This window comes from Mumia zhuanghuii, assembly GCF_042681565.1.
Classification (GTDB): Bacteria; Actinomycetota; Actinomycetes; order Propionibacteriales; family Nocardioidaceae; genus Mumia.
The window spans coordinates 155,469-180,758 of record NZ_JBHUFT010000002.1; the positions used below are offsets into that span (position 1 = coordinate 155,469).

The 25,290-nt window shown below is 71.1% G+C and carries 27 protein-coding genes; 22 read left to right on the forward strand and 5 right to left on the reverse strand.

What is annotated here, in order from left to right; genetic code table 11:
• Nucleotide 1: 1 nt before the first annotated feature.
• From ACFSDF_RS03925 to purQ, 4 genes are all read left to right on the forward strand, one after another.
• On the forward strand, nt 2-871 hold the full coding sequence (locus tag ACFSDF_RS03925) for a phosphoribosylaminoimidazolesuccinocarboxamide synthase (protein ID WP_167006433.1): 870 nt from the start codon (nt 2-4) through the stop codon (nt 869-871).
• Between the two features lie 116 nt (nt 872-987).
• Nucleotides 988-2,538: a long-chain-fatty-acid--CoA ligase gene (locus tag ACFSDF_RS03930; protein WP_377156266.1), complete on the forward strand. Its 1,551-nt coding sequence runs from the start codon at nt 988-990 to the stop codon at nt 2,536-2,538.
• 142 nt (nt 2,539-2,680) lie between these two features.
• On the forward strand, nt 2,681-2,953 hold the full coding sequence (gene purS, locus ACFSDF_RS03935; RefSeq protein WP_167006427.1) for a phosphoribosylformylglycinamidine synthase subunit PurS: 273 nt from the start codon (nt 2,681-2,683) through the stop codon (nt 2,951-2,953).
• Nucleotides 2,950-3,621, forward strand: a complete 672-nt coding sequence (gene purQ, locus ACFSDF_RS03940) for a phosphoribosylformylglycinamidine synthase subunit PurQ (RefSeq protein WP_167006424.1) — start codon at nt 2,950-2,952, stop codon at nt 3,619-3,621. Before purS ends, purQ begins: the two co-directional genes overlap by 4 nt.
• Here purQ and ACFSDF_RS03945 read toward each other — a convergent pair.
• Both ACFSDF_RS03945 and ACFSDF_RS03950 read right to left on the reverse strand, forming a co-directional pair.
• Nucleotides 3,599-4,981: a DUF6297 family protein gene (locus tag ACFSDF_RS03945; protein WP_377156269.1), complete on the reverse strand. Its 1,383-nt coding sequence runs from the start codon at nt 4,979-4,981 to the stop codon at nt 3,599-3,601. The genes purQ and ACFSDF_RS03945 overlap by 23 nt on opposite strands.
• 101 nt (nt 4,982-5,082) lie before the next feature.
• A complete protein-coding gene (locus ACFSDF_RS03950) occupies nt 5,083-5,736 on the reverse strand; it encodes an ABC transporter ATP-binding protein (protein ID WP_167006419.1) in 654 nt (217 codons plus the stop codon).
• Between ACFSDF_RS03950 and ACFSDF_RS03955 the strand changes: the two genes are divergently transcribed.
• The 7 genes from ACFSDF_RS03955 (at nt 5,735) to ACFSDF_RS03985 (ending at nt 10,198) form a co-directional block, all read left to right on the forward strand.
• Nucleotides 5,735-6,037: a GNAT family N-acetyltransferase gene (locus ACFSDF_RS03955; protein WP_167006416.1), complete on the forward strand. Its 303-nt coding sequence runs from the start codon at nt 5,735-5,737 to the stop codon at nt 6,035-6,037. The two genes, ACFSDF_RS03950 and ACFSDF_RS03955, sit on opposite strands and share 2 nt — an antisense overlap.
• A gap of 101 nt (nt 6,038-6,138) precedes the next feature.
• Nucleotides 6,139-6,558, forward strand: coding sequence for a hypothetical protein (locus tag ACFSDF_RS03960; protein WP_377156272.1), 420 nt, complete (start codon nt 6,139-6,141; stop codon nt 6,556-6,558).
• Nucleotides 6,555-7,052: a hypothetical protein gene (locus tag ACFSDF_RS03965; RefSeq protein WP_377156274.1), complete on the forward strand. Its 498-nt coding sequence runs from the start codon at nt 6,555-6,557 to the stop codon at nt 7,050-7,052. The genes ACFSDF_RS03960 and ACFSDF_RS03965 overlap by 4 nt, the downstream gene beginning before the upstream one ends.
• Nucleotides 7,053-7,096: 44 nt before the next feature.
• Nucleotides 7,097-8,317 carry an Nramp family divalent metal transporter gene (locus ACFSDF_RS03970; RefSeq protein ID WP_243843052.1) on the forward strand — a complete coding sequence of 407 codons (1,221 nt, stop codon included), beginning with the start codon at nt 7,097-7,099 and terminating at the stop codon, nt 8,315-8,317.
• Between the two features lie 25 nt (nt 8,318-8,342).
• Complete coding sequence (locus ACFSDF_RS03975; RefSeq protein WP_167251372.1) at nt 8,343-8,759, forward strand: VOC family protein; 417 nt, start codon at nt 8,343-8,345, stop codon at nt 8,757-8,759.
• The gene (locus ACFSDF_RS03980; protein ID WP_377156277.1) at nt 8,756-9,328 is read left to right on the forward strand and encodes a GNAT family N-acetyltransferase; all 573 of its coding nucleotides are present in this window, start codon (nt 8,756-8,758) and stop codon (nt 9,326-9,328) included. The genes ACFSDF_RS03975 and ACFSDF_RS03980 overlap by 4 nt, the downstream gene beginning before the upstream one ends.
• Before the next feature lie 24 nt (nt 9,329-9,352).
• A complete protein-coding gene (locus tag ACFSDF_RS03985; protein ID WP_167006401.1) occupies nt 9,353-10,198 on the forward strand; it encodes a siderophore-interacting protein in 846 nt (281 codons plus the stop codon).
• 10 nt (nt 10,199-10,208) lie between these two features.
• On the opposite strand, the gene ACFSDF_RS03990 is transcribed toward ACFSDF_RS03985, so the two are convergent.
• Nucleotides 10,209-11,360 carry a GNAT family N-acetyltransferase gene (locus ACFSDF_RS03990; RefSeq protein ID WP_167006398.1) on the reverse strand — a complete coding sequence of 384 codons (1,152 nt, stop codon included), beginning with the start codon at nt 11,358-11,360 and terminating at the stop codon, nt 10,209-10,211.
• A gap of 75 nt (nt 11,361-11,435) precedes the next feature.
• On the opposite strand from ACFSDF_RS03990, the gene ACFSDF_RS03995 reads away from it, so the two are divergent.
• From ACFSDF_RS03995 to ACFSDF_RS04030, 8 genes are read left to right on the forward strand one after another with little or no spacing between them, the layout of a single operon-like run.
• Nucleotides 11,436-11,546 (forward strand): VOC family protein, encoded by a 111-nt coding sequence (locus ACFSDF_RS03995; protein ID WP_377156280.1) that lies wholly within the window; start codon nt 11,436-11,438, stop codon nt 11,544-11,546.
• Between the two features lie 10 nt (nt 11,547-11,556).
• Entirely contained in the window at nt 11,557-11,871 is a 315-nt protein-coding gene (locus tag ACFSDF_RS04000) for a cupin domain-containing protein (RefSeq protein WP_167006395.1), read from the forward strand.
• Between the two features lie 30 nt (nt 11,872-11,901).
• Nucleotides 11,902-14,211, forward strand: coding sequence for a phosphoribosylformylglycinamidine synthase subunit PurL (purL, locus tag ACFSDF_RS04005; RefSeq protein WP_167006392.1), 2,310 nt, complete (start codon nt 11,902-11,904; stop codon nt 14,209-14,211).
• Between the two features lie 43 nt (nt 14,212-14,254).
• A complete protein-coding gene (locus ACFSDF_RS04010) occupies nt 14,255-14,755 on the forward strand; it encodes a GNAT family N-acetyltransferase (RefSeq protein ID WP_167006389.1) in 501 nt (166 codons plus the stop codon).
• Nucleotides 14,752-15,843 carry a sensor histidine kinase gene (locus ACFSDF_RS04015; protein WP_208322451.1) on the forward strand — a complete coding sequence of 364 codons (1,092 nt, stop codon included), beginning with the start codon at nt 14,752-14,754 and terminating at the stop codon, nt 15,841-15,843. Before ACFSDF_RS04010 ends, ACFSDF_RS04015 begins: the two co-directional genes overlap by 4 nt.
• A gap of 46 nt (nt 15,844-15,889) precedes the next feature.
• Nucleotides 15,890-16,642, forward strand: a complete 753-nt coding sequence (locus ACFSDF_RS04020) for a LytR/AlgR family response regulator transcription factor (protein ID WP_377156283.1) — start codon at nt 15,890-15,892, stop codon at nt 16,640-16,642.
• Nucleotide 16,643: 1 nt separating this feature from the next.
• Entirely contained in the window at nt 16,644-17,018 is a 375-nt protein-coding gene (locus tag ACFSDF_RS04025) for a hypothetical protein (RefSeq protein WP_167251376.1), read from the forward strand.
• Nucleotides 17,015-18,526 (forward strand): sodium/solute symporter, encoded by a 1,512-nt coding sequence (locus ACFSDF_RS04030; protein ID WP_377156285.1) that lies wholly within the window; start codon nt 17,015-17,017, stop codon nt 18,524-18,526. The genes ACFSDF_RS04025 and ACFSDF_RS04030 overlap by 4 nt, the downstream gene beginning before the upstream one ends.
• Nucleotides 18,527-18,536: 10 nt before the next feature.
• Here the strand turns inward: ACFSDF_RS04030 and ACFSDF_RS04035 are convergent, their stop codons facing one another.
• Entirely contained in the window at nt 18,537-20,459 is a 1,923-nt protein-coding gene (locus ACFSDF_RS04035; protein WP_377156287.1) for an acyl-CoA dehydrogenase family protein, read from the reverse strand.
• A gap of 125 nt (nt 20,460-20,584) precedes the next feature.
• Between ACFSDF_RS04035 and ACFSDF_RS04040 the strand changes: the two genes are divergently transcribed.
• Together ACFSDF_RS04040 and ACFSDF_RS04045 are read left to right on the forward strand one after the other, a co-directional pair.
• The gene (locus tag ACFSDF_RS04040; protein ID WP_377156289.1) at nt 20,585-21,166 is read left to right on the forward strand and encodes a TetR/AcrR family transcriptional regulator; all 582 of its coding nucleotides are present in this window, start codon (nt 20,585-20,587) and stop codon (nt 21,164-21,166) included.
• A gap of 41 nt (nt 21,167-21,207) precedes the next feature.
• Nucleotides 21,208-23,424 carry an MMPL family transporter gene (locus ACFSDF_RS04045; protein WP_377156291.1) on the forward strand — a complete coding sequence of 739 codons (2,217 nt, stop codon included), beginning with the start codon at nt 21,208-21,210 and terminating at the stop codon, nt 23,422-23,424.
• 120 nt (nt 23,425-23,544) lie between these two features.
• On the opposite strand, the gene ACFSDF_RS04050 is transcribed toward ACFSDF_RS04045, so the two are convergent.
• Complete coding sequence (locus ACFSDF_RS04050; protein ID WP_167006373.1) at nt 23,545-24,345, reverse strand: lytic murein transglycosylase; 801 nt, start codon at nt 24,343-24,345, stop codon at nt 23,545-23,547.
• 53 nt (nt 24,346-24,398) lie between these two features.
• Here ACFSDF_RS04050 and ACFSDF_RS04055 point away from each other — a divergent pair, with 53 nt between their 5' ends.
• Nucleotides 24,399-25,229 carry an NAD-dependent protein deacetylase gene (locus tag ACFSDF_RS04055; protein ID WP_377156293.1) on the forward strand — a complete coding sequence of 277 codons (831 nt, stop codon included), beginning with the start codon at nt 24,399-24,401 and terminating at the stop codon, nt 25,227-25,229.
• Nucleotides 25,230-25,290 lie beyond the last annotated feature (61 nt).

Below are 25,290 nucleotides of genomic sequence, written 5' to 3' on the forward strand. Positions count from 1 at the left end.
CGTGAGCGAGCCGTACGACATCCCCGGAGCCACCCACGTCTACTCCGGCAAGGTCCGCGACCTGTACGACCTGGCCGACGGCAACCTGCTGATGGTCGCCAGCGACCGGATCTCCGCGTACGACCATGCGCTCGACCCACCGATCCCCGACAAGGGGGAGATCCTCACCCGCATGTCGCTGTGGTGGTTCGACCAGCTGAGCGACGTCGCCCCCAACCACGTGGTGTCGACCGGCGTCCCCGATGTGGTCGCCGGGCGCGGCATCGAGGTCGAGCGGCTCGACATGGTGCAGGTCGAGTGCATCGCCCGTGGCTACCTCACCGGCTCCGGCCTCTCCGACTACCGCGCGACGGGCGTCGTCTCCGGCATCGCGCTCCCGGACGGCCTGACCGACGGCTCGCAGCTGCCCGAGCCGATCTTCACGCCGAGCACGAAGGCCGCGTACGGGGGCCACGACGAGCCCATCTCGTACGAGCAGGTCGTGGACCTGGTCGGTGAGGGCCTGGCCGCGAAGCTGCGCGACCTCACGCTGGAGGTGTACGTGCGTGGCGAGGCGCTCGCGCGCGAACGCGGCATCATCGTCGCCGACACCAAGATCGAGATCGGCCTGCGACCCGACGGCACGCTCGTGCTCGCCGACGAGCTGCTCACGCCCGACTCGTCACGCTTCTGGCCCGCCGACCAGTGGGAGCCCGGCCACCCGCAGTCCTCGTACGACAAGCAGTTCGTCCGCGACTGGCTGACGTCCCCGGCGTCCGGGTGGGACCGCGCGTCCGACACGCCTCCACCGCGCCTGCCCGATGAGATCGTCGAGCGGACCCGTGCGCGCTACGTGGAGGCGTACGAGACGCTCACCGGTTCCACGTTCTGAGACTGGCTGCCCGACCCAGCGTGACGTGCATCATGTGTCGCGTGTCACTCTTGGGCCGAACGTACTCGTCAGTAGCCGTGCGCTCTGACCGACCCCCCAGAACAGGAGCACCTGCGGTGAGCAACCTGGCTTCCTTCCTCGAGAACTCCGCCGCCCAGTACCCCGAGCGGACCGCGATCGTCTTCGGTGACAAGCGCTTCAGCTACGCGCAGGTCGACGGCGCCGCCAACCAGGTCGCCAACCTGCTGGCGTCCCGCGGGATCGGGCACGGCGACAAGGTCGCTCTCGCGGCACCGAACGTCCCGTACTTCTCGATCGTCTACTACGGCATCCTCAAGACCGGTGCCACCGTCGTTCCGCTGAACGTGCTCAACAAGGCGCGTGAGGTCACGTACTACCTCGACGACTCCGACGCACGCACCCTCTTCGCGTTCGAGGGCACCGCCGACCTGCCGATCGGCGCGGAGGCCTGGAAGGGCTACAACGACGCCGACGAGTGCGACAACTTCTTCCTCATCACGATCGACCCGACGGCCCCATCGCCGATCGAGGGTGCCGAGACGTTCGCCTCCGCCGTCGCGAACCAGCCCCCCACGTTCGACTCGGTCGAGACGGCCGACGACGACACCGCGGTCATCCTCTACACCAGCGGGACGACCGGGCAGCCCAAGGGTGCCGAGCTGACCCACGAGAACATGCGGAGCAACGCCCTCGTCGGCGACCGCCTCTTCGGTGCGGACGCCGCTCACCCCGACACGTACCTGTGCGTGCTGCCGCTGTTCCACTCCTTCGGGCAGACCGTGATCCAGAACGGCGCCTTCGCGTACGGCGGCACGATCGTGATGCTGCCCCGCTTCGAGCCGAACGCCGCGCTGCAGCTGCTCGTGGGCGAGAAGGTCAGCTTCTTCGCCGGTGTTCCCACGATGTACTGGGCCCTGCTCGGTGCGCTCGAGGGCAGCGGCATCGAGGCGCAACAGATCGCCGACAACCTCCGAATCGCGGCCGCCGGCGGTTCGTCGTTGCCGGTCGAGATCATCAGGGAGTTCAAGTCGCGCTTCGGCATCGACATCCGCGAGGGGTACGGCCTGTCGGAGACCTCGCCGGTCGCCAGCTTCGCCCCGCCCGGTGAGGAGCCGCGTCCGGGCTCGATCGGCACCCCGATCCCCGATGTCGAGATGAAGCTCATCGACCCGGACTGGGCCGAGGTCACCGAGCTCGGCGAGATCGGCGAGATCGCGATCAAGGGCCCGAACATCATGAAGGGCTACTACGACCGCCCGGAGGCAACCGCCGAGGTCATCAAGGACGGCTGGTTCCGGTCGGGCGACCTTGCCCGCAAGGACGAGGATGGCTTCTACTACATCGTCGACCGCGCCAAGGACATGATCATCCGCGGCGGCTTCAACGTGTACCCGCGCGAGCTGGAGGAGGTGCTGATGACCCACCCGGCGGTGTCGCTGGTCGCGGTCATCGGCGTCCCCCACGACAGCCACGGCGAGGAGGTCAAGGCAGTCGTCATCAAGAACGCCGGCGACGAGACCACCGAGGAGGAGCTGGTCGCGTGGGCCAAGGAGCAGATGGCGGCGTACAAGTACCCGCGCGTCGTCGAGTTCCGTGACGAGCTCCCGATGACGGCCACCGGCAAGATCCTCAAGCGCGAGATCTGACGCCCTCCCGTCCCGTCCCCGATTTGGGCACTTCTCCACCCTTCCCGCCTGGGTGCTCGGTGGGAAACCGCCCGAATCGGGGACGCGACGGCGGCCGGTAGACTGGCCCGGAATCCCGTCCCGCCTCCCAAGGAGTGCCACCGTGGCTCGTGTCGTCGTCGACGTCATGCCCAAGCCGGAGATCCTCGACCCCCAGGGCAAGGCCGTCCACGGCGCGCTCGACCGGCTCGGCTTCGGCGGAGTCGCCGACGTCCGGCAGGGCAAGCGCTTCGAGCTCGAGGTCGAGGGCGAGATCACCGAGGAGCGCCTCGCCGAGATCCGTACGCTCGCTGAGACCCTGCTCTCCAACCCTGTCATCGAGGACTTTGCGGTCCGCATCGAGCAGCCCGTCTCCGAGGCCGGGCTCGACGCATGAGGGTCGGCGTCGTCACCTTCCCGGGGTCGCTCGACGACATCGACGCCCAGCGGGCCGTACGCCTCGCCGGTGCCGAGCCAGTCGCGCTCTGGCACGGCGACCACGACCTCAAGTCGGTCGACGCGGTCGTGCTGCCGGGCGGCTTCTCGTACGGCGACTACCTGCGCTGCGGGGCGATCGCGCGCTTCGCCCCGGTGATGAGCGAGGTCGTGGACGCCGCGAACGGCGGCATGCCCGTCCTCGGCATCTGCAACGGCTTCCAGATCCTGTGCGAGTCCCACCTGCTCCCGGGTGCACTGATCCGCAACGACCACCGCAAGTTCGTCTGCCGTGACCAGCGCCTGCGCATCGACAACGCCGCGACTGCGTGGACCAGCGGGTACGAGGCGGGCGACGAGATCGTGATCCCGCTCAAGAACGGCGAGGGTGGCTTCGTCGCCGACGACTTCACCCTGGACCTTCTCGAGGGGGAGGGGCGCGTCGTCGCCCGCTACCTCGACGACAACCCGAACGGCTCGATGCGCGACATCGCCGGCATCACCAACGAGCGCGGCAACGTCGTCGGTCTCATGCCGCACCCCGAGCACGCTGTCGAAGAGCTCTGCGGCCCCGGGACGGACGGCCTCCCGTTCTTCACCTCGGTGCTCAGCGCGCTGGTGAACGGCTGACCAAGAAGGCCCACACGCCTGCGCCGAGCGCGAGCGAGACCGACGCGCCGCGCAGGTCCGGGGCGAGCAGCATCGGCGTTGTCGTCAGCAGCAGCACGTCGAACCCCGCGATCACGCTCCCGTAGAGGTTCGTCGGGATCGCGCCCGCCGGTGTCGCGATGAGTGGCTTGCTGTAGTCGGGGGGACGTCGCGTCACCCAGCGCACCCCCGAGGCCGCGACGGCGACGCCTACTGCGAGCCCGCACAGCAGCGCAGCCTCACGGTCCGCTGCGACGTCCTGGCGCATCGCCGCCGCCGTCGCCATCCCGTACGCCAGTGCCGCCACCGTCGGCACCGCCGCCGTCGCCGCCTGGGCGACCGCGCTCGAGAATGGCATCGCGCGGGCGAGCGAGGGGCCGCGCGCCATCACCCGCAGGCCGCTCAGCAGCGGCAGGCACGCAACGAATCCGGCAGTCGCGGCCACGAGCACGACGAACCGTCCCGCACCGGCAGCGGTCGCCGCGTACGGGACCGCTGCCGTCGCCGCCAGCACCACGAGCCGCTGCGGGCTGCGACGCAGCCGCAGGACGTCGCTCCCCACGAGCGCGAGCGCGCCGCCGGGTCCACCTCGGCGGGCGCGTACGCTGCCGCGCCCCTTCCAGCGGTGCGAGAGGACGACGTCGTACGCGAGGGCGAGGTCGAGGGTCGCGAGTGCACCCGACAGTCCGGGGGTCAGCTCCCCGCCGGTGACGACGTCGCGGTGACGCAGCCGGCCCAGCCGCCGCCAGGCCGCCGTACCGGCGAGGACGGCTGCGGCCGCCGCCACAACCACGGCGACGGCCGATGCCGGGTGATCCGCCGCGGGCAGCGGCATCCGGGGAGCTTCGCCGACGGCGATCGACAGGACTGCGCACCACAGCACGACGACGAGCACCCACTGCGACGCCGTGGCCAGCGCGCGTCGGTCCTGCTCCTGGGCGTACGCGGCCGCTGCCGCGGTCGCAGTCGCGAGCAGGGACGTCGCGGCGGCGAACGCGACGGCGGAGGTGAGGGCGGTCCCGGCCAGCACCACGCCGACACCCACCGTCGCGAGCGTCACGACGGTGGCAGCAAGCAGGATCTGCGTGAGCCGTGGCCGCAGGAGCGAGGCGCGGTCGAGCGGGCTCGACAGGAGCCACGAGCCGTCGGCCGGCGTCACGTACACCGGACCGAACAGTCGGGCCACGACGAGGATCGTGACCAGGCAGCCGCCAGCGACGAGCCAGGGCACGAGGCTGCGGGCGTCGCGGCACGCCGCCGAGGCGCAGAGCTGATCGGTGACGCCACCGACCTGGACGACCGCGTTGACGAACATCCCGCCGAGCATGATCGTCGCGAACACGGCGACGTAGGCGTCCTGAAGCGCGTCGACCAGCCGGACGGACGCGCGCCCTCGTCTCCAGTGGCGGATCTCGGCGCGCAGTGCACGGAGCTCGTGAGTGCTCAGCGCGGGGCCCCGAGAGTGATCACGCGGTCGGCGACGGCGTCGACGAGGCTCGGCTCGTGGCTGGCCATGAGGATCGCGGTGCCCGCGGCCTTCTCACGCTGGAGGCGCTCTGCGAGCCACGCGACGCCCTCGACGTCGAGCCGCTGCTCGGGCTCGTCGAGGATCAGCAGCCGGCGCGGCCGTACCAGCGCGCTGGCCAGGGCGAGCCGCCGACGCTGACCGGAGGACAGGGAGCCGGGCAGCTGGCTCGCCTGCGCCACCAACCCGACGTCACGCAGCACGTCGTCGACGACCGTCTCGGCATCGCTGACGCGATGGGCCCGTGCGAACAGGTCAAGGTGTTCGACGACGCTGAGGTCGGGGAAGTAGTCGAGGTCGTCCATCACAATCGCGAGCGCGGCGCGGACCCGCGCCGCTCGCTCGTCGAGCGGCGCGCCGTCCAGCGTGACCGTGCCCTCGGTCGGTGCGTCGGCACCGGTCACGCACCGCAGCACGGTGGACTTGCCGCTGCCGTTGCTGCCGACCAGCGCGACCGCCTGCCCGGCGTCGACGTCGAGGTCGAGACCGCTCACGACGTCGACCTCGGCATACCGCCGTCGCAGACCTCGTACCTCCAGGAGCGCCACGGCGCTCAGTATGGTGGACGCCATGATTGAGGACACTCGCAGCATCGAGGTCGTCGACAACGCCGAGGACCAGCGGTACGACCTCCTGGTCGACGGTGAGCTCGCCGGCACGATCGTCTACCGCGACCCCCGAGCCGGCGTGAGGCAGCTCGTCCACACGGAGGTGCGCCCAGAGCTGAGCGGGCAGGGGCTCGCCTCGATCATCGCGAGAGCGGCCCTCGACGACGCCCGTGCCAAGGGCCTGAAGGTCGTCCCGACGTGCCCGTACGTGGCCTCGTACGTGCAGAAGCACACCGAGTACGCGGACCTCGTCGTCGAGCGTTGAGGTCCGCCCGGCCCTTCGAGTAGCGCCTCGCCCGGTCTCGGGTGAGGATCGAGTGACCCCCCACGATGTAGGAGATTCCGAGCTCGGGGAGGGTCCGCTCGATGGTCGCCAAGCTTGTGACGTGGTCGGTCACCCTGTCAGCGATCGCCGCGCTCAGTTTCGTCGGTGGTGCGGGCCAAGGTCCGGCCGACGAGCCCGGCGAGAGCCTCGAGAGGATGCTCGTGGCGATGGGCAACCGCGAGTACGAGGACGCGTGCCGGCTCACCGCGCAGGACGGCGTCCCGGTCGACGGCGACGCGCTCACCGAGTGCGTCAGGACGATGCGCGTATACGCCGAGGGCCTACGCCCCGGTGCCATCCAGGTGCTGCGACAGGCTTCCGTTCCGGACGTCCCAGCGAAGGGGACGCACGTCGAGATCCCGGGCGAGCGGATCGCTGGGATCACGCAGCCGTTCGACGAGGGCTTCTTCGAGCTCGTACGGATCGACGACCGCTGGTACGTGGTGGTGACGACCTCGTGACCGGCACCGCGCCGCGTCACCGAGAGCAGCCCTTCCCGCGCCCCATGGCGATGCTCGCCGCGCTCGTCGCCGGCGTCGCGCTGGCCGCGGTCGCGAGCCTGACGACGAGCCTCGGGACGATCGGTGCGAGCGGCTCGCACGCACAGGCGGCCGGGGCACCCGCCCCGACGACGCCCGAGCGCAGCGTCGAGACGATGCTGCACGCGCTCGGCGAGGGTGACGTGGGAGCCGCCTGCTCCGTTGCCGCGCCTGACGGCTTCCCGATCCGTACGGGGACGGCATTGCAGCGCTGCGAGGACGGGCTCGGGCGGCTTCTGGACGACCTCGAACCCCGTGAGCTGAGCGCGTACCGCGAGGTCGTGGTTCGGGGTGCCCTCGTCGAGGGAGACGGTGCGACGGTCGAGCCTCGCCACCTCGCGCACGCGCCGGTCGCGATGCACAACGCGGTGTTCGTCCTCGTCCGCGCAGGAGGCGCGTGGTTCGTCGTGGTGTGACACGCTCGTCGCCTCCGAGACGGCGTTGGTCCATGCTGGGGGGCGTGTTCGTCCGCGCGCCCCGCCTCCCCAAGAGCGTCAGCCTCCTCGGCCCTGCCTTCGTGGCGGCCGTGGCCTACGTCGACCCGGGCAACGTCGCGACCAACGTCACCGCTGGCGCGACCTTCGGATACACACTGGTGTGGGTGGTCGTCCTTGCCAACGCGATGGCGGTGATCGTCCAGTACCTCTCCGCCAAGCTCGGCATCGTGACCGGGCAGTCGCTGGCCACGCACATGGGCGAGACGCTGCCGCGCCCGGCCCGTCTCGCGTACTGGCTGCAGGCCGAGGGCGTCGCGATCGCCACCGACGTCGCCGAGGTCGTCGGCGGCGCGGTCGCGCTGTCGCTGCTGTTCGACCTGCCGTTGCTGATCGGGGCGGTCGTCACGGTCGTCGTCTCGATGGTCGTCCTGCGCATCGGCGACCGGTTCGGGCAGAGCGTCCTCGAGCGCGTGGTCATCGGGTTCCTGCTCCTCATCGCGGCCGGGTTCACCGCCGGCCTCTTCGTGGCGCCACCGGACGCCGGTGCCGTCGCCGAGGGTCTCGTCCCCCGTTTCGAGGGGACGGAGAGTCTGCTCCTGTCGTCGGCGATCATCGGTGCGACCGTGATGCCGCACGTCATCTATCTCCACTCCGGTCTGACCGCGGGTCGGCTCGGTGTCCGCGGCCAGCGCCGGACGGTTGCCGAGCTGCTCGGCGCGACGCGCATCGACGTCGGCGTCGCGCTGCTGGTGGCCGGCACCCTCAACCTGGCGCTCCTGCTCACCGCCGCGACGAGCCTGGCCGGCAAGGAGGGCACCGACACGCTCGACGGCGTGCACGCGCTGATGAGCTCCGAGCTGGGCACCGGCGTCGCGCTCTTGTTCGCGGTCGCCCTGCTCGGTTCCGGCCTGGCGTCGACGTCGGTCGGCTGCGCGGCAGGGGCCGAGGTGATGCACGGGCTGCTGCGTCGGCGGGTCCCGCTGGTGGCGCGCCGGATCGTCACCGTGATCCCTGCGCTGATCGTGCTTGCCCTCGGGATCGAGCCGTCGTGGGCGCTGGTGGTGTCCCAGGTCGTGCTGTCGGTCGGCATCCCCTTCGCGCTCGTCCCGCTGCTGTGGCTGACGGCGCGCCGGTCGGTGATGGGGGAGTGGGTGAACCGCCGTGTGACCACGGCTGTCGCGGCGGTCATCGCCGGCCTTGTCATCGCGCTCAACGTGGCGCTTCTCGTTCTGACCTTTGCCTGACGGTGCCGAGCCCTAGGCTGCCGACATGGACCAACGTCTGAGCTTTATCACCCTCGCGGTCGCCGACGTCGCCCGCAGCCGTGCGTTCTTCGTCGACGGCCTGGGGTGGCAGGAGAGCCTGTACGTCCCCGGTGAGGTGCTCATGCTCCGGGTCGGGGAGCGTCTCGTCCTCTCGTTGTGGGACCGGGTGGCCTTCGAGGCCGAGGTCGGCCCGATCGCCAGTGGCACGGGGGTCCCACCGCTCACCCTCGCCCACAACGTCGCCTCTCCCGCCGACGTCGACGAGGTCATCGAGGAGGCTGTGGCCGCAGGTGCGACGCTCCGTTCGGCTGGTGCCGAGCGGGAGTGGGGCGGCTACAGCGGCTACGTCGTCGACCCTGACGGGTTCGCCTGGGAGATCGCGTACAACCCGGGTCCGATCGGTCAAGACCTGCTCCCGTGACCGGCGCCGCGCCGGTCGTGCTGACGACGGCACGGCTGATCCTGCGGGGCTGGACCGACGACGACCGTCCGGCGTTCGCCGCGCTCAACGCCGATCCTCGCGTGATGGAGCACTTCCCGAGCGCGCTGACGCGGGAGCAGTCCGACGCGATGGTCGACCGGATCATGGACCGGATGGCCGCGCAGGGGTACGGCCTGTGGGCGCTTGAGGAGCGCGCGTCAGGGAGGTTCCTCGGATTCACCGGTCTCAACCCTGTCCCGCCGGGGATCCTGGCTGCTGGTGAGCCCCCAGGCACAGAGGTCGGCTGGCGACTCTCGTACGAAGCCTGGGGGTGCGGCTATGCCACCGAGGCCGCACGTGCGGCGCTCGCACACGCGTTCGGCTCGGCCGGGCTCGACCGCGTGTGGTCCTTCACCGCCCGCACCAACGTTCGCTCGCAGGCCGTCATGCGGCGCCTCGGGATGGTGCTCGCGGCCGAGTTCGACCACCCGACCCTGCCGGTGGAGTCGCCGTTGCACCGGCACGTGCTCTTCAGAGTCGACCGTCCGGACGCGCGCGAGGGCACTTGACGGGTGCGGTTAGGGTTGCCTGATATGAGCATCACGGCGCAGCCGGAGTCATCCGCAGCACGGGGGCGCCGTACGCCCCTCAGGTTCGAGGTCGTCGCCAGCGAGCGACTCACCCGGCACATGCAGCGTGTGGTCTTCTCGAGTCACCAGTTCGACGAGTTCGCCCGCAAGTTCGGCGGATTCTCCGACTCGTACGTCAAGCTGGTCTTCCTCACCGAGGGTGTGGACTACCCCGATCCGCTCGACCTCGACTTCGTCAAGGAGTCCTACCCGCCCGAAGCGCAGCCGACGGTCCGCACATACACGCTGCGGGCGATCGACCTGGAGCACGGGCGGATCACGATCGACTTCGTGCTCCATGGCGATTCCGGTGTGGCGGGGCCGTGGGCCGCTACGGCCAAGGTCGGAGACACACTGCACGCGTTGGGTCCCGGTGGCGCCTACTCGCCCGACCCGATCGCGCCCTGGCACCTCGTCGCCGGAGACGAGGCAGCACTGCCCGCGATCCAGGCCGCGCTCGAGGCGATGCCGGCCGGTGCGCGCGTGCACGCCTACGTCGAGGTCGACGGGCCCGCCGACGAGCAGCCGGTCGTCAGCGAGGCCGACGTGACGCTCACCTGGCTCCACCGCGACGGCGCCGCTCCCGGGAGCACGACGCTGATCGCCGATGCCGTACGCGCCGACGAGTGGCCGCCAGGAGCGCCCCAGGTGTTCGTCCACGGTGAGGCCGGTCTGCTCAAGCAGCTCCGCTCGTACCTCCTCACCGAGCGTGGCGTCCCGCGCGAGCGCCTGTCGCTGTCGGGCTACTGGCGGCAGGGCGCGACCGAGGAGGGCTTCCGCGCCTGGAAGGCGACTCAGCCGAAGGCCTGACCGTCCGTCCTCAGAAGTAGTCGGTCATGAACGGCGTCGCCGCGAAGGCGGCGTCGAGCAGCGCGTCGTTGGACGGATCGCCGTCCTCGGCGAGCCCCGACGCCCGCAGGGTCGACACCGGCGTCCCTGCGAACAGCGCCGCTGCGCCGCGTGGGCCGAGCGCGATGCCTCCCGGGCCGTCCGAACGACGCAGGACTCCGCGGCCGCCTGAGACCGCGAGCACGAACGTCCCTGAGCCTGCGGCGTCGAGCGGGTCGGAGAGCGTGAGCGGCACCTCGACGGTGAGCCCGACCGGGAACCCACGCTCCGCGACCGCAGCGGCCGCGTCGACCAGCCGGAGCATCCACCACTGGCTCGCGGCGGCCGCGATCTCGTTGTCGGCGAGCATCCAGAACACCGGGTCGGTCGGCCCCAGGGCGACTCGGGTCGTCGCCTGCGTCGAAGAGCCCGACCCGACCAGCCGCCAAAGGGCGTGCAGCGTCTCGGGCGACGTCGCGCCGATCGCGTGGACCTGAAAGCGGTCGCCAGCGAACCCGTACTGGAGCGCGCCGTCGTCGGCGAGGTAGGTCAGCACCTCGTCGTCCGCGAGGTCGGCCGCGACCTCGGCCGGCTCCCAGTCGAAGGGGCCACTGTCGCCGCGCGCCTGCGTGGCGGCGCCGAGGAGCCGCACGACCTCCTTCGCGTCCTCCGCTCCACCGCGCCGCAGCGGCACCGAAGAGCCGGGCAGCCGTCGCAGGGCGTCGGTCGAGAGGTCGACCGTGCGGCGTACGCCCGCGAGCTCGTAGCCGGCGCGGCGGTAGGGGGCAGTGGTCGCGGGGTACAGCGCGGAGAGTGTGAACCCGAGTGAACGGGAGCGTCCGACGACGGCCTCCATGAGGGCCAGGCCGACGCCGGACCCACGGTGCTCAGGGGCCACGACCACCCCGCCGATGCCCGCCATCGGCACTCGTCGTCCGCCCCACCACTGCCCGAACGCGTTGATGCGGGCGATCGCGACGACCGTGCCGCCGTCGTACGCGGCGAGCACGCGACCTGCACCGATCGCGCGCGTCATCATCGTCTTCCACTGGTCGACGTCGCCCCCCGACAGCGGGCCGAACGAGCGCGAGCGGACGTCGAGGGCGGGGTCGAGGTCGTCGACAGCGAGGTCACGGATCTCCACTGGTCGAAACTAGCGGCTCGGCCGGGTGACGGTCGAAGGACTTTCTCGGCACCGAGCCGTTCAGCGGGCGGCGCGGTGGTCGGCCCGAAGGAGAAGGTCGGCGACATGGGCTACGCCGCGTACTTCGGTGACCCGGAGGGCAACATCGTCGGGCTCTGGGAGAACACCTGGCCGCAGTCGGACTAGCGTCGAGGACATGTACCTGATCGACGTCACCACCACCGACAACATCGAGGGCGCGGCGTACGGAGCCGGGATCTCGATCATCCAGGAGGACACCGACGTGGAGGGGAGCGGCCCGCGGCTGCACACCCATCCGTACGCGGAGACCTTCGTGATCCATGCCGGCAGCGCGCTGTTCACCGTCGACGGCGACGAGCTCGTCGGCCGCGCGGGCCAGGTGATCGTGGTCCCGCCGGAGACCCCGCACAAGTTCTCCGTGCTTCCGGGTGGCTACCGGGCGACCCACATCCACGCCAGCGACACGTTCGAGACCGACTGGCTGGAGTAGCCCTCTGGCGGCGACGACTACCCTGGTCCCGTGACCGACGCGCCTGCCGCCACCGCACCGACTCCCCAGACCCGCCTCGACACCGTCGAGCATGCCGCCGCCACTCCTGACCGGGAGCTGCCGTGGGCCGAGCTGGGACTCAAGCCCGACGAGTACGAGCAGATCCTCGAGATCCTCGGTCGCCGCCCGACCGGTGCCGAGCTCGCGATGTACTCGGTGATGTGGAGCGAGCACTGCTCCTACAAGTCGAGCAAGGTCCACCTCAAGAAGTTCGGCGAGCTGTCGCAGGAGACGCCGCTGGGCAAGACGCTGGCGGGCATCGGCGAGAACGCTGGCGTGATCGACGTCGGCCAGGGCTATGCGGTCACCTTCAAGGTTGAGTCGCACAATCACCCGAGCTACGTCGAGCCGTACCAGGGTGCGGCGACCGGCGTCGGCGGCATCGTCCGCGACATCCTCGCGATGGGCGCACGCCCGGTCGCCGTGATGGACCCGCTGCGCTTCGGCCCGCTCGACGCCCCGGACACCAAGCGCGTGATGCCCGGCATCGTCGCGGGCGTCGGCGGCTACGGCAACTGCCTCGGCCTGCCCAACATCGGGGGCGAGGTCGTGTTTGACGAGACCTATCTCGGCAACCCGCTCGTCAACGCGCTCTGCGTCGGCGTCCTGCGCCACGAGCAGCTCCACACCGCCCATGCCTCGGGCGAGGGCAACAAGGTCGTCCTGTACGGGGCACGCACCGGCGGCGACGGCATCGGCGGAGTCTCGGTGCTCGCGTCGGAGACCTTCGAGGCCTCGACAGGCTCGACCAGCGGCGGTCCCGCGAAGCGCCCGAGCGTCCAGGTCGGTGACCCGTTCATGGAGAAGCTCCTCATCGAGTGCACGCTCGAGCTGTTCGACGCCGGCGTCGTCGCAGGCATCCAGGATCTCGGCGGTGCCGGGCTGTCGTGCGCGACGAGCGAGCTGGCCAGCGCGGGCGACGGCGGCATGCACGTCGAGCTCGACACCGTGCCGCTTCGCGACTCGACGCTCTCGCCGGAGGAGATCCTCATGAGCGAGTCGCAGGAGCGCATGATGGCCGTGGTCGAGCCGCAGCACCTCGACGCGTTCATGGACATCTGCCGCAAGTGGGACGTCGAGGCGACCGTGGTCGGCGAGGTCACGGAGACCGGTCGCCTGGTCATCGACTGGCACGGCGAGACCGTCGTGGACGTGCCGCCGCGGTCGGTCGCGCACGACGGACCGACCTACCACCGCCCCTACGCGCGCCCCGACTGGCAGGACGCGCTGCAGGCTGACACGACCGCGTCCCTTGCGCGGCCGACGACCGGCGACGAGCTCCGTACGACGGTGCTGAGGGTGCTCGGTTCGCCCAACCAGGCCGACAAGTCGTGGGTCACCGACCAGTACGACCGGTACGTCCGCGGCAACACCGTGCTCGCGCAGCCCGAGGACGCCGGTGTCATCCGGATCGACGACGAGACCAACCTCGGTGTGGCTGTCTCGACCGACTGCAACGGACGGTTCGCCAAGCTCGACCCGTACGCCGGCGCGCAGCTCGCGCTCGCTGAGTCGTACCGCAACGTCGGTGTCTCCGGCGGGCTGCCGCTGGCCGTCACGGACTGCCTCAACTTCGGCTCGCCCGAGGACCCGGCGGTCATGTGGCAGTTCGAGCGCGCCACGTCGGGGCTGAAGGACGCGTGCGAGGTGCTCGGCATCCCGGTCACGGGCGGCAACGTGTCGTTCTACAACCAGACCGGCGAGACGGCGATCCTCCCCACGCCCGTGGTCGGCGTCCTGGGCGTGGTCGAGGACGTCACCAAGCGCATCAAGCAGGGGTTCTCCTCCGAGGGCGACGCCGTGCTCGTCCTCGGGACTACCCGCGACGAGCTCGACGGATCGGCGTGGTCGCAGGTCGCCCACGACCACCTCGGCGGCCTTCCGCCGCAGGTCGATCTGGCTGCAGAGAAGGCGCTGGCCGACCTGATGGTCGACGTCGCCAAGCAGGGCCTGGCCACGGCCGCGCACGACCTGTCGGACGGCGGGCTCGCGATCGCGCTCGCCGAGGCAGCGATCCGCAACGGCGTCGGCGCCACGGTCGCGCTCGACGGCGACGCGTTCGTCGGGCTCTTCTCCGAGTCGACGGCGCGGGCGCTGGTCACCGTGTCGCCCGAGCGTGTGGACGCATTCACAGCGCTCGCCGGCTCGTACGGGGTGCCGGTCGCACAGATCGGGACCACCGGCGGCGAGGCACTGTCCGTCGAGGGACAGTTCACGGTGCCAATCTCCGAGCTGCGCGAGACGTGGACCGCGACGATCCCCGCCGTGATGGGCGCCTAGCGAACGGTCGACCTGCGGCCGCGGTCGTCCTACGCTGAGGCGCGTGATCCCCTCCCGTGCGTACGTCCTCGACGCCGCTGCCATCGTGTCCCTGCGTGACGCGCTCGCTCGCTGGCAGGCGTCCGCCGGCATCGACCAGTGGCAGCCTGGCGAGGTCGACGTGCCGACGGTGCGCGACCAGATCGCGGCCGGGCAGTGGTGGGTCCTGCGTGACGACGGTGCGCTCAACGCCACCGTCCGGATCCTCGAGGACGACCCCGAGATCTGGGACGACCTCGTCGCACCGGGCTCCGGAGACGCGCTGTACGTGCACGGGCTGATGGTGCGGCGGCTCCACCGCGGACGCGGGCTCGGCGTGGTGCTGCTGGAGTGGGCGGAGGCGCGTGCCCGCGAGGCGGGGCGGGCATACCTGCGCCTCGACACGGCCGCGGCCAACGCTGCGCTGCGGACGTACTACCGGGACCGCGGCTTCGTCGAGCGCGGTGAGCGTGCGTTCGAGGAGCCGTGGGGGACGCTCGTGCGTCTGGAGAAGGCGCTCGCGTGAGGACGCCGTGGTCGCGCCGTTCGCTCGGGTCCGCCGAAGACCGTGCGACGTACGAGACCTTGCACACCGCGTCGTTGGCGGCGCCGGCACTGCGTCGCGGTCTCGACGAGGGCAGCGCTGAGAAGGCGCTCAAGCACCTGCGCACCCTCCTCGGAGCGCCGGCCGTCGCCCTCACCGACACCGAGCGGGTGCTCGCGACCGACGGCCCGCGTCAGCGTCTCACCGACGTCATGGAGCTGGCCCGCGAGGTGATCTCGGCCGGGACGACGCAGGCGTTCAGCACGCCGCGGGCCACCTATCCTCACGCGATCGTCGCCCCGTTGACCGTCGAGGACGCCGTGGTGGGTGCCGTCGTCGTCAGCTCGCCCACCGCGTCGGCGGGCCTGGCGAGAGCGACGACCGAGGTCGCGCGGTGGGTGTCGAGCCAGCTCGAGCTCGCCGAGCTCGACAAGTCACGCACGGCGCTCATGGAGGCCGAGCTGCGGGCGCTGCGGGCGCAGATCTCGCCGCACTTCGTCTACAACTCGCTGGGCGCGATCGCGTCGTTCGTCCGGACCGATCCCGAGCGGGCGCGCGAGCTGCTGCTGGAGTTCGCCGACTTCACCCGCTACTCGTTCCGGCGGCACGGCGAGTTCACGACGCTGGCCGACGAGCTGCGGTCGATCGAGCGCTACCTGGTGCTGGAGAAGGCGCGCTTCGGCGACCGGCTGCACGTCACGGTCCAGGTCGCGCCGGAGGTGCTGAGCGTGACGCTGCCGTTCCTCTCGATCCAGCCGCTGGTCGAGAACGCAGTCCGGCACGGCCTCGAGCGCAAGGCGGGCGGCGGCAACGTGGTCGTGATCGCGCGAGATGCGGGCAACGAGGCCGTGATCACGATCGAGGACGACGGGGTGGGGGAGGAGCCGGACCGCGTACGCCGTGCACTGGCGGGCGACCCGTCCACCGACTCCGTGGGTCTGGGCAACGTGGACGAGCGGATGCGCACGGTCTACGGCAACGCGTACGGGATCGTCATCGAGACGGCACCCGGCGCCGGGACGAAGGTGAGCGTCCGGGTGCCGAAGTACGCCCCCGGTGCCTCCCGCTGAGTCGGTGCGTGACGGGGACCACAGGTGCGGCCTAGACTCGTGCGCCATGGGTCTCCGCGTCCTCGTCGCCGACGACGAGCAGCCAGTCCTCGACGAGCTGGTCTATCTGCTCGGCCAAGACGAGCGCGTGAGCCAGGTCCGCGCGGTCGGGTCCGGCGCTGACGTGCTCCGCGCGCTGGAGTCCGACCCGGTCGACGCCGTGTTCCTCGACATCGCGATGCCCGCGCTCTCGGGGCTGGAGGTCGCCCGGGTCCTGGCGCGGTTCCGCACCCAGCCCAAGGTTGTGTTCGTCACCGCCCACGAGGACCACGCCGTCGGCGCGTGGGACCTCGACGCCGTCGACTACGTCCTCAAGCCGGTCGCCGAGGAGCGCCTGCGCGAGTCCGTACGCCGCGTGGTGGGCGCGCGCTCTCCCCAACCCGTGACGCCGGTTTCCGACGACGAGGTCGTCGCGGTCGAGCTCGCCGGGGTCACCCGGTTCGTCCCCCGCTCCAGCGTCGCGTACGCGGAGGCGCAGGGCGACTACGTCCGCCTCCACACCACCGAGGGCGAGAGCCACCTGCTCCGTACGCCGCTGACGACGCTCGAGCACGACTGGGCGCCGGCCGGGTTCGTCCGGATCCACCGGAGTCTGCTCGTATCGTCCGCACGGGTCCACGAGGTACGGACGGTCTCCGGGCGCTGCTCGGTCCTCGTCGACGCGGGCGGCCCTCCGTACGTCGAGCTCCAAGTCGCGCGCCGCCACACCCGCGACCTCCGCGATCTCGTGCAGCAGCGCGCCCGCACCGGCGGCGGCTGAGGTGGCGCCCGACGAGGCGCCCTCGCGGGTCCGGATCGCCAGCCCGCACACCACGGCACGCCCGCACCGGCGCCGGACGGTCGAGCAGGAGATCGACGAGGACACCGCGATCGGCGAGGTCTACATGCGCTCGCTCGTCCGCTCCCAGCTGCGGCTCGCGCTCGCGGTCGCTGCCCTGCTGGTCCTCCTCGTCGGGAGCCTGCCGCTGCTCTTCGTGCTGTCCGGCCTCGAGACCGTCACGGTCGCTTCGGTCCCGCTGCCGTGGTGGCTGCTGGGAGTGGCGGTCTATCCGTTGCTGTTCGTCGTCGGGTGGGGGTTCGTCCGCGCGTCTGAGCGCAACGAGCGGGCGTTCAGCGACCTGGTCGAGAGGCCGTGAACAGCTCGTACGCCGCCGTCGCCGTCACCGCGGTGGCGCTGCTGACGCTGGGGATCGGGCTGTTCGGGCTGCGCTTCAGCAGGACGACCTCGGACTTCTACGTCGCCTCGCGGTCGGTGAGCCCGCTCTGGAACTCCTCGGCGATCGGAGGGGAGTACCTCTCCGCGGCCTCGTACCTCGGCATCGCCGGGCTCGTCCTCACCTTCGGCGCGGACATGCTGTGGTTCCCCGTCGGCTGGACCGCGGGCTATCTCGTGCTCCTCGCGTTCGTGGCCGCGCCGCTGCGCCGCTCCGGGGCCTACACGCTGCCGGACTTCACCCAGATCCGTGTCCAGTCGAGCGTCGCCCGTGCCGTGGCGAGCGTGCTGGTGGTGGTGATCGGGTGGCTCTACCTCATGCCGCAGTTCCAAGGGGCCGGTCTGGTCCTCCACACCGTCACCGGGGCGCCGACCTGGGCCGGGTCGGTGCTGGTCGCGGCGATCGTCGTCGTCAACGTCGTCTCCGGAGGCATGCGGAGCATCACGTTCGTCCAGGCCTTCCAGTACTGGCTGAAGCTCACCGCGCTGCTCGTCCCGCTCGTCTTCCTCCTCCACGCGTGGACCGAGGACGGTCGCCCCACCCCGTCCGGCGCGGGCGCCACGGGGGCCTGGTTGTCGCCGATGTCGGGGGACAACACCTCGCTCGCCCTGTACGGGACGTACTCGCTCATCGTCGCCACGTTCCTCGGCACGATGGGCCTGCCGCACGTCGTCGTGCGCTTCTACACGAACCCCGACGGCCGGGCCGCGCGCCGGACGACGCTGATCGTGCTGGCGCTGCTGGGTGCGTTCTACCTGCTGCCGACGGCGTACGGGGTGATCGGTCGCGTGTACGCCGGAGACCTGGCCGGGACCGACAGCAGCGACATCGTCGTCCTCGAGCTGCCGCTGCGCGTCATCGGCGGGACGCTCGGCGACGTGCTCGGTGCGCTGCTGACGGCGGGGGCGTTCGCCGCCTTCCTGTCGACGTCCTCGGGACTGACGATGTCGGTCGCGGGTGTGCTCGCCCAGGGATCGCTCGGCCGTCGCGCACTCGGACCGGTCGCCGCCGTCCGGGCGGGCGCGGTCGTCGGGACGGCGTTCCCGCTCGGTCTCGCCCTCGCCTCGGACCAGATCGCGGTGGCGAGCTCGGTCGGGTTCGCGTTCGCGGTGGCGGCTTCGACGTTCTGCCCGCTGCTCGTCCTCGGGATCTGGTGGCGTCGCCTCACGGCTGCCGGCGCGGTTGCGGGGATGCTCGCCGGCGGCCTCGGGGCGGGCGGCGCGGTTGTCGCGACGATCGTCCGGGGGACCGACGACGGCTGGCTCGACCTCCTGCTGTCGCGGCCTGCGGCGTGGTCGGTGCCGCTCGCGTTCACCGCGATGGTGGTGGTGTCGCTCGCGACCCAGCACCGCCGGCCGTCAAATGTCGCCCGCACGATGGTGCGGCTGCACACGCCCGAGCGGCTACGCCTCGACCGCGCGGACCGATGACCGCCCGTTCCTAGCCGAGCATCTCGACCTCGAGCAGGCCGTCGGGGATGCCGAAGGCGTCGACGAGGTCGCCGGCGTACGGGCGCAGCCGCCCGCAGAGGGCGTTGACGGACGTCGTCACGTTCTTCGCCCGGCTGATGGACAGCCGGCGGTGCTCGAGGAACCATGCCTTGTCCTGCTCGACGACGCTCAGGGCGTAGAGGTCGCAGAGCGCGTCGAGGACCTGGCGCGTCTCGTCGTCCTCGACCTCGCCGACGACGGTGACGAACGACTCCAGCACGACGCGCTCCACGTGCGCGCGTCCCAGGTGGACGAGGTGGTCCTGAGCGCGGTTGAACGCATCGAACGCCTCCTCGCTCGAGGCCTTGCGTGCCGCCTGCATACGGCGCGCCAGCGTCTCCAGCAGGTGCTCCTCGCGGTCGGTGAGCAGGCTGAGCTGCGTCCCGCGGTCGAGCAGGTCGGGTTCGTCTCCCTCGCGCCTGGTCGCGTCGCGCAGCCGGGCGACCAGCGGTGCCACCGGCGTACGCTCCAGCACGACCTCGGCGGCATTGGACACCGCGAACGACACCATCCCGACCGGGTCGAGCCCGCGCACCTCGTCGGCGTACCCGGTCAGCAGCTCCTTGCCGACGAGCTGCATCAGCACGGTGTTGTCGCCCTCGAAGGTGGTGAAGACGTCGGTGTCGGCCTTGAGCGAGGTGAGACGGTTCGCGGCCAGGTAGCCGGCGCCGCCGCACGCCTCGCGGCTCTCCTGGATCGTCGCGGTCGCGTGCCAGGACGCGTACGCCTTCACGCCGGCGGCCAGCGCCTCGAGCTCGCGCTGCTCCTCCGGGTCTGCGGGACTGCCGCCGCCCTGGATCCGCGCCAGGGTGGCGACGAGATCGTTCTGTGCGGTCTGCAGGGCGTACGCGCGGGCGAGCGCGGGGAGCAGGCGGCGCTGGTGGGTGCGGTAGTCCATCAGCAGCACCTCGCCGTCGCTCCCGGGTGCGCCGAACTGGCGCCGCTGCAGCGCGTACCGGACGGCCAGCGCCAGTGCGTGCCGCGCTGCCGCGCCGCTCGCGCCCGCGATGCTCACCCGGCCGCGGATGAGGGTGCCCAGCATCGTGAAGAAGCGGCGGTTCGGGTTGTCGATGGGGGAGGAGTACGTGCCGTCCTCGGCCACCGATGCGTACTGGTCGAGCAGGTTCTGGCGCGGCACGCGGACCTGGTCGAAGACGATCCGGCCGTTGTCGACGCCGTTGAGGCCGCCCTTGACCCCGCAGTCCGAGGTGGTGACGCCAGGGAGATCGTTGCCCTCGGCGTCGCGGATCGGCACCAGCAGGCAGTGGACGCCCTTCGACTCCGGCGTCTCACCCGGCGCGGCGGTGACGAGCTGGGCGAAGACGGCAGCGAGCGTCGCGTCGTGCGCCGCCCCGCCGATGTAGTCCTTGCGGGCGGTCGGCGTGGGGGAGTCGACGACGAACTCGCCCGTCGTCGGGTCGTACGTCGCCGTCGTCTCCAGGCTCTGCACGTCGCTGCCGTGCCCGGTCTCGGTCATCGCGAAGCAGCCGAGGAGGTCGCCGCTGATGACGTCGGGAAGGTACGCGGCGTGGTGGCGGTCGGTGCCGAGGTTCTCGATGGCACCGCCGAACAGGCCCCACTGGACCCCGGCCTTCACCATCAGCGACACGTCGGAGTGGACGAGCATCTCGAACCCGACCAGCGTCGCGGCGATGTCGCCGGTGCCGCCGTGCGCGGTGGCGAAGCCGGCTGCGGACAGTCCGCTCGAGGCAAGGCCCTTGAGCGCCTCGCGGATGGTGGCGCGTTGCTCGTCCAGGGAGAGCGTCGGGTCGGTGAGGACGCCGGTCGCCGCCAGCTGGTCGCGCGCGGTGTCGCGCGCGGTGGCGTACGGGCCGTCGAGGGCGGTGCGGAGGGAGGTCGCGAGGTCGGCCATACCTCGACGCTACCTGGCGGCCCGGTGTGAGCGAGGCCACGTCCAGCGCGCTGCGGTTCTGGCGAGGCCCGACCTAACATCAGAACGAAACCGTTTCGTTTCGATTGAGCAGGAGCCCGTACCGCGTGAGCAGTCGACTGACCCCCGAGCGCACGGACGAGCTGTACGCCGCCACGCTGCGCCTGCTGGCCGAGGTCGGCTACGACAAGCTGACGATGGACAAGGTCGCCGAGGAGACTCGCTCCAGCAAGGCCACGCTCTATCGGCAGTGGGGGAGCAAGGAAGCCCTGGTCATCGCCGCGATCGACGCCGATGTGCCGGTCGTGCCCCAGAGCGTCGACACCGGTTCCCTGCGCGGTGACCTCCTCGCGCTCATCGAGGCACTGCCGCGTGACGAAGACCCGGACATCGCGCTCGCCGCCGCGATCCTCCATGCCTGCAAGACGCACCCGTCCCTCGCGCAGTCGTTCAGCGACCGCGTGGTCGCGTCGCGGGTGCAGATCGTCACCACGGTCGTCGACCGTGCGATCGCACGGGGCGAAGTGAGGGCCGACAACCCCGCCATCCCGCTGGTCGTCCCGGTCCTCATCGGGCCGGCGATCCTCCGTGACGCACTCACCAACGAGCAGTGCGGACCAGACTTCTTCGTCGAGATCCTCGACGCCGTGCTGCTGCCGGCACTCGGCGTCACCTCTCCCACACCCTGACCCACCACGCGCCCGCGGGCGCACGACCCACAGGAGACACCGTGTCCTGGTACCTCTACCGCCTCGGACGGTGGGCGTTCCGTCATCGCAAGGGCGTCCTCGCCGCGTGGCTGACCGCGCTCATCCTCGCCGGCACCGGCGCGGCGACGCTGTCTGGCAAGACCTCCGACAACTTCTCGATGCCGGGCCTGGAGTCCGTCGAGGCGTTCGACCTGATGAAGGAGCGCAACCCCGACGCGGCCGCGGACGGCGCCACGGCGCGCATCGTCTTCCAGGCGCCGGAGGGCTCGAAGGTCACCGACCCGGAGTACGCCGGCGTGATCGGCGAGACGGTCGAGTCGCTGGGCGCCGAGGAGGGTGTGGTCAGCGCCGTCGATCCGTTCCAGGCGAAGCAGGTGTCGCCGGACCAGACCGTCGCTTACACGACGATCACGTACGACACGCAGTCGATCGACCTCACCGAAGCGCAGGTAGAGGCGCTGGAGGAGGCGCCAGAGGCCGGGCGTGACGCCGGGATGACGGTCGAGATCGGCGGCGACGCGCTCATGGAGATCCCGGAGACAGGGGCCTCCGAGCTCATCGGCATCGTGGTCGCGCTCGTCGTCCTCGTCATCACCTTCGGCTCGCTGATCGCGGCCGGCATGCCGCTGCTCACGGCGCTGATCGGCGTCGGCATCGGGATCGCGGGCATCACGACCCTCACCGGCTTCATGTCGCTCGGCTCGACGACGCCGATCCTCGCGACCATGCTCGGGCTCGCGGTCGGCATCGACTACGCGCTGTTCATCGTGTCGCGCTATCGCCACGAGGTGATGATCGGCCGTAACCCGGAGGAGGCGGCGGGTCGCGCCGTCGGGACCGCCGGAAGCGCCGTGGTCTTCGCCGGCATCACCGTCGTCATCGCCCTCGCGGGCCTGGCGGTCGTCAACATCTCCATCCTCACCGAGATGGGTCTCGCGGCCGCCGCCACGGTGGCGATCGCCGTGCTCATCGCGCTGACGCTGGTCCCGGCCATGTTCGGGTTCGCGAAGCGGCGCATCGTGAAGGGCAAGATCCCCGGCCTTCGCCAGCACGACCCCGAGGCGGACGACCACTCCGGCGAGCCCACGATGGGGCACCGCTGGGCGGGCTTCGTCTCGCGACGCAAGTGGATCGTCGGCGTGCTCGGCGTGCTGGTCGCTGCCATCGCGTCGATCCCGGTGATGTCGCTGCAGGAGTCCCTGCCCGACGACGGCACCGCCGCGACGGACACGACCCAGCGCAAGGCGTACGACCTCATCTCCGACAGCTTCGGCGCCGGGGCGAACGGCCCGCTGCTGGTCGTGGTGGACACCCGTGAGGCCAAGGATGCGGAGGCCGCCGTCGGTGCGACCACCCAGGCGATCGAGGGCATCGACACCGACGTCGCCACGGTCGTACCCGGCCAGGTGATTCCTGGTGCCGACCTCGCCACGATCACCGTGATCCCCAAGAGCGGGCCGGCCGACGCCGAGACGCAGGACTTGGTGGCCGAGATCCGTGACGCGGTGGGAGGCATCCAGGACGACACCGGTGCCGAGGTCCTGGTCAGCGGCCAGACGGCCGTGTCGGTGGACGTGTCGGAGAAGCTCGCCGACGCCCTGCCGGTCTACCTCGCGCTCGTGGTCGGGCTGGCGTTCATCTTGCTGATCCTGGTGTTCCGCTCGATCCTGGTGCCGCTGTCGGCGGTCGTCGGCTTCCTGCTGACGATCGGTGTCGCCCTCGGCGCCACGGTGGCGGTCTTCCAGTGGGGTTGGCTCTCGGACATCTTCGGTGTGGACACCCCCGGTCCGATCATCAGCATCCTGCCGCTGCTCATGGTGGGCATCTTGTTCGGACTCGCGATGGACTACCAGGTATTCCTGGTGTCGCGGATGCGAGAGGACTACGTCCACACCGGCGAGGCGAATGCCTCGGTGGTCTCCGGGTTCAGCCACAGTGCCCGCGTCGTCACCGCGGCCGCGATCATCATGATCTCGGTGTTCGGCAGCTTCATCATCAGCCCGATGGCGATGATCAAGCCGATCGGCTTCGGGCTCGCCTTCGGCATCCTGGCCGACGCGTTCCTGGTCCGCATGACGCTGATCCCGGCGTTCATGGCGATCGTCGGCAAGTCGGCGTGGTGGCTGCCGAAGTGGCTCGACAGGCTGATCCCGAACCTCGACATCGAGGGCGACCAGCTCACGAAGCGCCTCGAGGCCCAGAAGCCGAAGGAGCCGGTGGAGGCCGGAACGCGCTGACGTCACCTGCGTCGGTCGAGGGTGCGTTCGCTGGGGTACCCCAGCGAACGCACCCTTCCCCGACTGTGCACCGTCGGGTGTCCTGAGGTTCGCTGGGGTACCCGACCCTGGTCGTACGCGTCAGCCCACGCGTGCGCCGTAGTCGTCGGCGGTGGCGAGCACCGAGGCGACGTAGGCGTCGGAGTGGTTGTACGACCTGACGGCGGCAGTCCACCCCGGGCCTGTGGCCAGGTCGTGTCCGTCCGCGCACAGGTAGCGGGCCGCGGCGTACGCGGCGTCGTCGATGTCCGTACGGTCGGTGCGTCCGTCGTCGTCGCCGTCAGCACCCCACCGGCGCCACGTGGAGCCGATGAACTGCATCGGGCCGACGGCCTGGTCCCACTCGGCGTTGCCGTGGGCGGCGGTGTCCTCGCTCTGGGCCCGGTGGGCGCCGACGCCGTCGCCGCCGTCGAGCGCGGGGCCGAGGATCGGGGTACGGGTGGTGCCGTCGGGCAGCAGTGCGTTGCCGTCGATCGTGCCGTGCTGCGACTCGACCCAGCCGATGGCAGCCAGCGTGGTCCATCCGAGGGTGCAGGTGGGTTGTTCCGTGCCGATCCGGAGCGCGGCGCCGGCGTACGCGGCAAGGGCGACGTCGCCGATCCCCGTACGGGCGGCCATGTCCGACACCCAGGCGCGAGCGACTCCCGAGCCGGACGTCCCGACACCGGAGTCGAGCGACGTCGCCGCGAGATAGGGCGTGACAAGAGGCTGAGCGGGCGCGTCGGTCGCGATGCTCGGCGCCTCGAGAGTCGTGACGCTCGCCTCGCTGACCTGGGCCCCGGCGCTCGCGCCCGCCCAGGCCAGGAGGCCTGCCGAGGCGCACGCGAGGCTCAGGACAGCCGGGATCACAACACCCTTGCTCGTCCAGACCCGGTCGCTCACGCCCGCCAGCGTAGACGGAGAGCGCGGTGTGCCCGGCCTCGTACCCTCGAAGGGTGGACACCCTGACCCCCGCTCCCGCCCTCGCCGAGGCCCGTACGCTGCTGGCCGGGCGCCGCGTCGTCGTGCTGACCGGGGCCGGGATCAGCACCGACTCGGGCATCCCTGACTACCGCGGCCCGGACTCCGTGCCGCGCCAGCCGATGACGTACCAGGAGTTCGTGGCGACCCAGCAGGCGCAGCAGCGCTACTGGGCACGCGCACACGTCGGGTGGCGCCACATGACCGGCGCCGCGCCCAACGCCGCGCACCACGCGCTCGTCGCGCTCGAACGCGCGGGCGCGGTGTCGGCCGTCATCACGCAGAACGTCGACGGGCTCCACGAGGCCGCGGGGCAGGACGCGCTCGTCACGCTCCACGGGCGGATTGCCGACGTCGTCTGCCTCGACTGCGGCGACCGTACGTCGCGGCTCGCGCTGCACGAGCGGCTGGAGGCACTGAACCCCGGGTACGGGGAGGGGGCGCACGCGATCGCGCCCGACGGCGACGCCGTCCTCGAGGAGACGAGCGGGTTCGTCGTCGCCCCGTGCGAGCGGTGCGGCGGGAGGCTGAAGCCAGACGTGGTGTTCTTCGGGGAGAATGTCCCGAAGCCGCGGGTGGAGCAGTGCCGTGCCTTCGTCGACGACGCCGGCGCGCTCCTCGTGGTGGGGTCGTCGCTGCAGGTGATGTCAGGCCTGCGGTTCGTCCGCCAGGCGGCGAAGGCCGGGACGCCGGTGGTGATCGTGAACCGTGGGACGACGCGCGGTGACGAGCTCGCGACGCTCAAGGTCGACGCGGGATGCGCAGAGACACTGGTCCCGCTGGCCGAGGCGCTCGCCCCGGCGTGACCGCGTCCGCCCCGCGATTTGACGCCTTACCCACCTTTTCCGGCCCGCGACACGTGGAGAA

Coding starts and splice junctions, on each gene's coding strand:
- purQ (WP_167006424.1), top strand. CDS start 2,950: ATGAGGGTCGGCGTCGTCACCTTCCCGGGGTCGCTCGACGACATCGAC.
- ACFSDF_RS03955 (WP_167006416.1), top strand. CDS start 5,735: ATGATTGAGGACACTCGCAGCATCGAGGTCGTCGACAACGCCGAGGAC.
- ACFSDF_RS03950 (WP_167006419.1), bottom strand. CDS start 5,736: ATGGCGTCCACCATACTGAGCGCCGTGGCGCTCCTGGAGGTACGAGGT.
- ACFSDF_RS03960 (WP_377156272.1), top strand. CDS start 6,139: ATGGTCGCCAAGCTTGTGACGTGGTCGGTCACCCTGTCAGCGATCGCC.
- ACFSDF_RS03975 (WP_167251372.1), top strand. CDS start 8,343: ATGGACCAACGTCTGAGCTTTATCACCCTCGCGGTCGCCGACGTCGCC.
- ACFSDF_RS03985 (WP_167006401.1), top strand. CDS start 9,353: ATGAGCATCACGGCGCAGCCGGAGTCATCCGCAGCACGGGGGCGCCGT.
- ACFSDF_RS04000 (WP_167006395.1), top strand. CDS start 11,557: ATGTACCTGATCGACGTCACCACCACCGACAACATCGAGGGCGCGGCG.
- ACFSDF_RS04020 (WP_377156283.1), top strand. CDS start 15,890: ATGGGTCTCCGCGTCCTCGTCGCCGACGACGAGCAGCCAGTCCTCGAC.
- ACFSDF_RS04035 (WP_377156287.1), bottom strand. CDS start 20,459: ATGGCCGACCTCGCGACCTCCCTCCGCACCGCCCTCGACGGCCCGTAC.